The organism is Clostridium sp. ZBS2 (genome assembly GCF_023845855.1).
Lineage (GTDB): Bacteria > Bacillota > Clostridia > Clostridiales > Clostridiaceae > Clostridium > Clostridium aquiflavi.
In genome coordinates, this window is record NZ_JAMQIF010000005.1 from 37,462 (window position 1) to 47,407 (window position 9,946).

The window sequence follows — 9,946 nt, forward strand, 5'->3', positions numbered from 1 at the left end:
CGCACCATTATTCCTGCACTGCGTTTGGAAAGGGTGCATGGCTAAAAAAAATCGACAGTTCTAAAGTCGCCTTGGCGATTTTGGTATGTAAAGGTGAGGGTTAATATTATGAAATTATATAATGTTTTAATAGTTGAAGATGAAAAAGAAATATGTGATGCAATTGCAATATATTTAAATAACCAAGGATACAATGTTTTTAAAGCTCATAATGGAATTGAAGGTCTAGATGTAATAAAAAATGAAATTATACATTTAGCTATAGTAGATATAATGATGCCTAAAATGGATGGAATTCAAATGACCATGAAACTTAGAGGTGAATTTGATTTTCCTGTCATAATGTTATCTGCTAAATCAGAAGAAATGGATAAAATAATGGGTCTTAATATTGGAGCTGATGATTATATTACTAAACCATTTAATCCTATGGAACTTCTAGCAAGAGTTAATTCTCAACTTAGAAGATATTCTAAGTATTTAAATGTTATAAATAATTTAGAAGAGAAAAATAATAATTTTATAATAGATGGTTTAGAATTAAATGCAGAAACTAAAGAGGTATTTGTAGATGAGGAGCCAGTAAAATTAACACCTATAGAATTTAAAATATTACACTTATTAATTAAAAATCCTGGTAGAGTGTTTTCAGCAGATGAAATATATGAAAAAGTATGGAATGAAAATGCAGTAAACACAGACACTGTAATGGTACACGTAAGGAATATAAGAGAGAAAATAGAAATTGACCCGAAAAATCCTAAGTATTTGAAGGTTGTGTGGGGAGTTGGATATAAAATTGAAAAGTATAAATAAGAGTCCGTATATTATAAATATAATAGCAATATTAATAGTAATAATGACGTCAATTGGAATAATAAGCTTTTATCCTACAATAGAAAAGGTATCTCAAAAAGCAGAACCTTCATCACCATATGAAGAGTATAATATGTTAAAAGAAATTTATGATAGTAGTTATGTTTTATATAAAGATCTTTTAGAAAAGGAACAAGATAAGAGTTTGAATTTTTCAGAAGTTTATATACAAGAGATAAACAACAATATAGATGAATATGGGGATGATGTATCTCAAAAGAACCATATAGACAATAAAGAAAAACTAGTTAATTCTCAACTTAGAAGCTTAGAAAGAAATTTATCAAGAAATTTAAAAAATCTTGAATATTTAGTTATCAATAAAAATGGAGATGTGACAAAAACTAATAGTGAAAACTCATTACAAGTATTTTTTTTAGAAAACAATACAGAAGAACTAGAAAAATTACAAGATACTTATGGATTTTATATAGTCTTGCAATTTGATGAAGAAGGAAATATTAAAGTGAATACTGTTTATGGTGCAGATGAATTTAATGTACGAAATAATCTTATAAATTTCGAATTTGAAAATTCACTTCATGTTTATGATGATAACGTTAAATTAAATAAAATAAAAGATACTACATTTGTTTATGCTATTCCTAAAGAATTAAAATACAATGATAGTATAAGCGAAATGATAGAAAGATCTAGCGTAAATATAAATAATGATGTAGTAATATCAACAGTACTAATAATATTATCAACTATCTTAATAGTATCATTATTGATTCCTTATAAAATTGGAAAAGAAGTACTTGGAATTAAGTATATATTTAAAGTTCCATTTGAAGTTCTTGTATTTATATTTGGATGTGCAGCCATGATGTGTGGTATATCATCATGTGCAGCAATATTAAAAACTTTACAAGGAACGTTCGGAAATGGATTTGTTGGATTTGGAATAACACAAGAAACGGATTGGATGCTAAGGATAATTATAAATACGGTTTTATGGAGTGTAATAACTTTTGCAATATTAAGTGGAGCTATGTTCTTAAAGCATATATTTAAGACTGGATTTATTAAATACTTTAAAGAAAATTTACTTATTGCTAAAATATTCAGATTATCAAAAAAATGGGTAAACAATCTAGTCGATTATATGTCAAATATTGATTTAACGGATAAATCTAATAAATTTATTATTAAAATATTAGCTATAAATTTTGTTGCTCTTGTGATTATTTGCAGTATATGGTTTTTCGGAATCATGGCAGCACTTTTATATACAATAGTCTTGTTTATAATTTTAAGAAAATATTCGGATGATATTAAAGGTAAATATCAAATTCTACTTAATGCTACAAATAAGATTGCAGAGGGAAACTTAGATGTTGAAATAAACGAAGACTTAGGTCTTTTTAATAGCTTTAAGGATGAAATTAAAAAGATACAACAAGGCTTTAAAAAAGCAGTTGATGAAGAAGTAAAGAGCCAAAAGATGAAGACAGAACTTATTTCAAATGTATCACATGATTTAAAAACTCCACTTACATCTATAATAACTTATATTGACTTATTAAAAGATGAGAATATTAGTGAAGAGGATCGTAAATCATATATAGATACAATAGATAAAAAGTCACAAAGATTAAAATTTTTAATTGAAGATTTATTTGAAGTAAGTAAAGCAACAAGTGGGAATGTTCAATTAAATTTAGTTAAAGTTGATATAGTTGAACTTATGAGGCAAACACAAATAGAATTAAGTGATAAAATTAATAATTCTGGTTTAATATTAAAAAATAATTTTCCTGAAAATAAAATTATTTTAAATCTAGATAGTCAAAAAACATTTAGAATATTTGAAAATTTAATAAATAATATAGCTAAATATGCAATGAAAAATTCAAGAGTATATATAGATATTTTAGAAGAGGATGAATATATAGAAATACTATTGAAGAATATGTCAGAAGTAGAAATTGATTTTAATCCAAATGAGATAGTTGAAAGATTTGCTAGAGGAGATTCATCACGTAACACTGAAGGATCAGGTTTAGGTCTTGCAATTTCTAAAAGTTTTGTAGAGCTTCAAGGTGGAAGCTTCAGTATTGAAGTTGATGGAGATCTTTTTAAAGTAATAATTAAATTTAAAAGATAACTATTAATTAAAGAAATAATAAGTTGAGTAACAAAAAAGAATCTATTTTTATAGGTTCTTTTTTGTTACTCAAATATACTATAGAATTATTAGAGTTAAAAAATATATAGATAGATAAGCGAATAGAAAAAAGTTAATTAATAATTGAGGGCGGAGATGGTGAAGCTAATAAAAAGTTAAGTGATGTGATTTTATGGAATTTAATAAAATAACCTTAATATTATTATATAAAACGTTAGTGAAACATACCTTTAAAAAATACAACACAATAAAAATAACACAAAAAATAAAATAATAAAAACACAAAATAAAATAAGGAAATATAAAAAACATTCTTTGTATTAAAATTAGAAATTGTTACAAATAGACAATATTTTTTGAAAGAAAGCTTATTAAATATAAAGATAATATATAAAATTGCAAAATAAATAATGTTTTTATTGATATTTAGTATTGACATGGGTTCGTTTTATTGTTAAAATTACATTTGAAAAAGAGAATACTTATCAAGAGTGGTGGAGGGACTGGCCCTATGAAGCCCAGCAACCTACTTTTAAGGTTTAATAAATGATATTGAAATCAATATGTAAAATTTACTTTAAAGGTGTGGTGCCAAATCCCGTTAGATAAGAAGTCTAATATAGTATGAGAATATTTAAAGCTTCACTATTGGGTGAAGCTTTTATTTTTTAATTCTTTAATAAATTATAAAATAAACTTAAAATATTTGTAAAAAATTAATTAAAGAATAAAAAGAATATATTTCCATCAATTGCCTAAGTATTTCTTTGACAAAAAGTTTGAAATGACAAAAGGAGGAAACATTTTATGAAGAAAAAAACAAGTATAGCATCATTATTACCACTATTAGTATTTCTAATAGTATATGTGGGGGTATCAGTACTTGCAGGTGATATGTATGCAGTATCTGTAATTATTCCATTTTCAGCAGCAGCAGTAACAGCTCTAGCTATGAATAAAGATAAAAACTTAAATGAAAAATTAGAAATATTTTGTAAAGGATCAGGAGATAATAATGTCATTCTAATGATATTAATATTTATATTAGCTGGAGCATTTGCTCAAGTAGCTAAAGATATGGGTGCAGTAGATTCAACTGTAAATTTAGGATTATCAATTTTACCAAGTAGCTTGTTAACTGTAGGCTTATTTTTAATAGCATGCTTTATAGCTCTTTCTGTAGGTACTTCAATGGGAACAATAGTAGCATTAGTACCAATAGCTGTTGGAATAGCAGATAAAACAGGAGTATTAGTTGCAATATCAGTTGGGGCAGTTGTTAGTGGTGCTATGTTTGGAGATAACTTATCAATAATTTCAGATACAACTATAGCAGCAACAAGAACACAAGGTTGTGAAATGAGAGATAAATTTAAAATGAACTTTAAGATAGTTCTTCCAGCGGCAATAATAACTACAATTGTATTTGGAATATTAACAAGAAATGCAGCTACAACAGGTATAGAAGAATTACAATACAGCTTAGTTAAAATAATTCCATACATTGCAGTAATAGCATCATCATTAATGGGATTAAATGTTGTGGTAGTTTTATTTGCAGGAATAATCATTGCTGCAGGAATTGGGTTTATTTATGGCAGCTTTGATGTTATTGGTTTATGTAGTTCAATATCTACTGGAATATCAGGAATGAGCGAGTTAATAATTATATCATTATTAATAGCAGGAACAATTGCATTAATTAAAGAAAACGGTGGAATAGAGTACATATTAAATAAAGGATTAAAGAAGTTTAAGAATAAGAGAAATGCTGAACTTGGAATAGCCACTTTAGTAAGCTTAGTAGATGTATGTACTGCTAACAATACTATAGCAATAGTTACAGTAGGTCCAATAGCTAAAAATATTTCAGATGAATTTGATTTAGAACCTAAAAGAGTTGCAGGAATAATGGATATGTTTTCTTGTGTTTTTCAAGGAATAATCCCATATGGAGCTCAATTAATTTCAGCAGCTGGTTTAGCTGCAATATCACCTTTTGCTATAATGAAATATTTGTTTTATCCTTATTTAATGGGAATATGCGCATTAATATCAATATTTATATACCATAGTAATAAGATGCAAAAATTAAGAGATAAGAAAGTAGCTTAGATTATTTAAATAATTAAAACAAGTAGATGATAAAAGAATCATTTACTTGTTTTATTTTTTAGTTGAAAGTTATTTTGATAATAATAATATGCTATAATTGACTTATAATGTATTTTATTTGAATAAAACTAAAAATTATAATGAATATGTATATTAAAAAAATATAAATTAAGGATGGATTTTGATAATGACAGGATTAACAATAACTTTTATTATAACAATAATATTAATTAGTGTTATATATTTACATATAAGGCGAAAAAATTCATTGTTAAGTAAAAGCTTTATTAGTATATATTTAATTTTTGCTCCACATATTGTTTTGATGGAGTATTTTTTTAGTACTCAAAGTAAAATTGGACAAGACAGTGGTATATATAAATGGATAATTTTAATTGAAATAGGTATTATCATTTTTTATATTTGGATTAAATTAAATACAGTAGTGAATATAAAAAAGGAAATAATAAGTGTTAGATTAAAAATAATGATAGGTGGACGAAGTCTTATACTTTATGGATTATATCTTATATTCGTCCAAAGTATAATATACATAACTGTATTTAAAATAATATTTAAAGAACATATACCTAATAATATTTTTATAATAGATAGTATTATTACTGGACTAAGTATTATTTTACTAATTGCAAATGGGATTCTACGAATTTTATGTACTTCAAGAAGATTAAACATTATAAAAAGATTTATAATTGCTTTTTGGATTTGGATTCCAATTATAAATATTTTCATAATGCTTTATGCTTGTCATATTGCGAGAATTGAGTATGACCATGAATGTTATAAAGTAATTAGAGATGATGCACGTATTGATTCCAATATATGTAAAACTAAATATCCACTTGTATTAGTTCATGGAGTTGGATTTAGAGATTTAAAGTATATTAATTATTGGGGAAGAATACCCAAAGAATTAATTCGTAATGGGGCTACAGTTTATTATGGAAATCAAGAAGCCTGGGGAACAATTATATATAATGCACAAGATATTAAAGATAAAATTCTCCAAATTATAATGGAAACAGGAGTTGAAAAAGTAAATATTATTGCCCACTCAAAAGGTGGACTAGATGCACGCTATATGGTTAGTAAATTAGATATGAAAGATTTTGTTGCATCATTAACAATGATTTCATCACCACATGGAGGATGTAAGTTTGTTGATATAGCTTGCAAAATACCAAATAGAATTTATAAATTCATTGCGAAATTATTTGATAAATATTATAGAATATTAGGTGATAAAAATCCAGATTTTTATACAGCAAGTAGACAATTTTCAACGTATCATAGTAAAAAATTTAATGAAGAAGTAAAAGATGTAGATAAAGTTTATTATCAAAGTTATGCAAGTGTAGTAAAAAATGTATTTAGTGATTATGTAGTGGCTATTCCATATATTTTAGTAAAGTTAACTGAAGGTGAAAATGATGGATTAGTGGCAATAGATTCTGCTAAATGGGGTGAATTTAAAGGTGTATTGAAAAGTAAGTATAGACGTGGAATTTCTCATGGAGATATTATAGATTTAAGACGAGATGACTACAAAGGATTCGATGTAATAGAAAAATATGTAGAGATAGTATCAGATCTTAAAAATAAAGGGTTTTAATTAAAAAAAGACAGTATATAATTTTGTTTTCACACAAAACTATATACTGTCTCTATTCTTTTCTTAACCATCCTGCTGGTTCTCTTTTGCCACCAACATAATATTTATTGCCTATGAAAGTTAGTTCAAATTTATCACGAGATTCTTGTCCCATATTTTGTTGAACCACTTCTATGTAATCATCACCTACTTCTGAAATTATTACTACATGTCCATAATTTGTATCTGTAAAAACTAAAAGATCATCTTTCATAGGTTTTTCATTATCACCATTTTTATATTGATATAATCCTCTTTTTTCATTTAATGCACCTTGTTCCAATTCCTGATCAAAAAAATCTTTTGCATTTCCATATACATCTGGCATTTTGTGGGCTTTTGCTTCATAAAAAAATCTCTTTATATATTCTACACATTGCCATTTATAGCCATAATAGTATCCATCATTACTATAGCTTTTACCATGATTTTTACCATAGTCACTACCATTATAATAGACATCAACACCTTCATATGTGTCTAAAATAAGCCCTATTCCATTTTTCTTATCTTCAATTTCTCTATAAATTTTAAGTGATGCAAAGAGGCCAATACTAACTATGATTAGTAGGGTAAAAATTATAATTAGATTACGATATAACTTTTTCATAATAAACTCCTTCTATGATAATATTTTAATTCTAATTTTATCTATTCATAAATTGTAAGTTTAAATTATTTATCAATCTAATTATTTTACCCTAAAACAGTAAATATAACAATATTATGGTTATATTTATATTGTATAATAATAGATACTATTTATATAAATTATATTTTACATCAAAAAAGCTATAAAGTTGAAGATGCAGTTATTACAAATATAGATTATTATACTAATGGAAAATCTGGATCATATCAAAGTAGTGTGGAATACAAGATAAAAAATCAATCATTAACAAGCAATATGAGAACTTCAATTGGAGATTATGTGGGAAAAGAAATTACTATTGGAGTAAATAAAGATAATTCATATAAAATACTTCCTGATAAATTTACTTTTCAAAGAAAGACAATTGTACATTCTATTTTTATAATAAGTATTATTATATATTCAATATACTTAATTGTTAATTTGTTTAGAAAAAGAAATAGTCGTATTAAGAGGTGAAAAATTAAAAAGCCAGTAAGCAATGGCAGAAACCCCAAGTTTACTGGCTTTCTTTAGTGGAGGCACCACCCAGATTTGAACTGGGGAATAAAGGTTTTGCAGACCTCTGCCTTACCGCTTGGCTATAGTGCCATAGATTTTTATTTATCCATCTAATAATATATATGCAAGATTTATTATTTTTGTGATTTAAAATGCATATTTTAAAATTTATTTAGGAAGTAATTGCCCTCCAGTTGCTTTCTTAATATAATGTATGATAAAAGTTATATAAAAAGAACATATTTTATAATTAATAATAAACGATGTAATAATATTTGTTATAAATTGATAGTTTGAATAGAAATTTTATTTATATTAAAGTTATAAAGTTGAATTAATGTTAATTACAGTATAAAATTAAATTCACTAGCACATGTATTAATGAGGTAATAAATGATTAAAAAACTTATAATTGTTAACGGAACAATGGGAGTGGGTAAGAGTACCGTGTGTGAGAATCTTCATAAAGCTTTGCTTAATTCAGCATGGCTTGATGGAGATTGGTGTGCTATGATTAATCCTTTTATTCCTAGTGATGAAAATAAAAAAATTGTTATAAATAATATTACTCATATATTAAACAACTTTTTAGAAAGTTCATCAATTGAGTATGTAATATTTAATTGGCTTATTGAAAGTGATGAAATTATGGATTCAATACTAGATAATATAAATTTGAAGAGTTTTAAACTCTATAAAATAACATTGACTTGTGGAAAAGAAGAACTTTTAAAAAGAGTTGGTAGGGATATTTTATCTGGAAAAAGGGATAGAAATTCATTAAATAGGAGTTTAGAACGCTTGGCGTTGTATGATAAAATGGATACTTTAAAAATAGATACTACAAATAAAGAAACAAAAGCAATAATATATGAAATAATAAGTGAAATTTTAAATATTAGATAAACATCTATAGCATATTACATCATCACCTATACTAATTCTGTTATAACTTAAATTAACACTAGTTTTTAATGCTTAAATTTAAATATTTCTTGTATGCGAGAGTTTAATTTTTTTAATATACAACACATATTTATAATATTAAAAATAAAAACTTACATCAATTAATTAGATTATAAATATTCATAAACATAAGTTTAATATATTTGTAACTGTTAATATGTATTGAAATGATATAATAATACTATTATTTGTAAATTGGTGGAGGTGGTGTTGTATGAGGAATATTTATGACATTTTATTAGGTTGCATATTAATTATATATGTATGTATAGTTAATATTCTCAGTAGTTCAAAAATTGCATTTAGTTTACCTATTTTTATTTTAGGTATCATACTTGTTTTATATCATTTTATAAAACAAAAATTGGCTTTTAATAGATATTTCATGAAAATTAATAAAGTAATGAAATTTTTTATATGTATAGGGCTTGTATTGTTTCTTGCTGTAGAGATAGTAATAATCTCATGTCCAAAAAGCAATAAAGAAAACACTGATTATATAGTAGTATTAGGTGCAGGTTTAAATAATGGGAATCAACTTAGCTATATTTTAAAATCTAGACTAGATAGTGCTTTACAATGTATAAATGAATTTAATAATAATAGTTATATTGTTGTTTCTGGTGGTAAAGGGAATGATGAAAGAATTTCTGAAGCAGAAGATATGAAAAGATATTTAGTAGAGCAAGGTATTTCTGAAGATAAAATATTAATGGAAGATCAGTCAAAAAATACATTCGAAAACTTTAAATATTCTAAAAAGCTAATTGAAGATCACAGCAAAAAAAGTATTGATAATTTAAGTGTTAAGATAGTTACAACTGATTTTCATGGATTTAGAAGTAAAATGCTAGCAAAGAGAAATGGATATAATGAAGTGAAATTATATACAAATAAAACCATATATTATCTTATACCAATATGCTATACTAGAGAAGCTTTTGCAGTAGTAAAGAGTTTTATATTTGATATATAATTACAATAAATTAAAAGAAGTTAGAAGTAAATAATGAAAATAGGACATGCATAAACG

The 9,946-nt window shown here is 25.2% G+C and carries 7 protein-coding genes, 1 tRNA gene and 1 riboswitch; of the genes, 6 read left to right on the forward strand and 2 right to left on the reverse strand.

Annotated elements, in window-relative coordinates; translation table 11 throughout:
- Window positions 1–108: 108 nt before the first annotated feature.
- The 4 genes from NG918_RS02280 to NG918_RS02295 all read left to right on the forward strand — a co-directional run bounded on the left by NG918_RS02280 (window position 109) and on the right by NG918_RS02295 (window position 6,755).
- Window positions 109–816 carry a response regulator transcription factor gene (locus tag NG918_RS02280; protein WP_252212315.1) on the forward strand — a complete coding sequence of 236 codons (708 nt, stop codon included), beginning with the start codon at window positions 109–111 and terminating at the stop codon, window positions 814–816.
- On the forward strand, window positions 800–2,986 hold the full coding sequence (locus NG918_RS02285; RefSeq protein ID WP_252224302.1) for a sensor histidine kinase: 2,187 nt from the start codon (window positions 800–802) through the stop codon (window positions 2,984–2,986). Before NG918_RS02280 ends, NG918_RS02285 begins: the two co-directional genes overlap by 17 nt.
- Before the next feature lie 500 nt (window positions 2,987–3,486).
- Window positions 3,487–3,638: riboswitch (SAM riboswitch) on the forward strand.
- A gap of 176 nt (window positions 3,639–3,814) precedes the next feature.
- On the forward strand, window positions 3,815–5,122 hold the full coding sequence (locus tag NG918_RS02290; RefSeq protein WP_252212313.1) for a Na+/H+ antiporter NhaC family protein: 1,308 nt from the start codon (window positions 3,815–3,817) through the stop codon (window positions 5,120–5,122).
- A 187-nt stretch (window positions 5,123–5,309) separates the two neighbouring features.
- Window positions 5,310–6,755 (forward strand): lipase family alpha/beta hydrolase, encoded by a 1,446-nt coding sequence (locus NG918_RS02295; protein WP_252212312.1) that lies wholly within the window; start codon window positions 5,310–5,312, stop codon window positions 6,753–6,755.
- Between the two features lie 52 nt (window positions 6,756–6,807).
- Here NG918_RS02295 and NG918_RS02300 read toward each other — a convergent pair whose 3' ends face one another.
- Window positions 6,808–7,404: a CHAP domain-containing protein gene (locus NG918_RS02300; protein WP_252212311.1), complete on the reverse strand. Its 597-nt coding sequence runs from the start codon at window positions 7,402–7,404 to the stop codon at window positions 6,808–6,810.
- 558 nt (window positions 7,405–7,962) lie between these two features.
- Window positions 7,963–8,037, reverse strand: a tRNA-Cys gene (locus tag NG918_RS02305).
- 303 nt (window positions 8,038–8,340) lie between these two features.
- Here NG918_RS02305 and NG918_RS02310 point away from each other — a divergent pair.
- Both NG918_RS02310 and NG918_RS02315 read left to right on the forward strand, forming a co-directional pair.
- Complete coding sequence (locus NG918_RS02310) at window positions 8,341–8,853, forward strand: AAA family ATPase (protein ID WP_252224306.1); 513 nt, start codon at window positions 8,341–8,343, stop codon at window positions 8,851–8,853.
- Window positions 8,854–9,127: 274 nt separating this feature from the next.
- Window positions 9,128–9,889, forward strand: a complete 762-nt coding sequence (locus tag NG918_RS02315) for a YdcF family protein (protein ID WP_252224308.1) — start codon at window positions 9,128–9,130, stop codon at window positions 9,887–9,889.
- The last annotated feature ends 57 nt before the right edge of the window (window positions 9,890–9,946 follow it).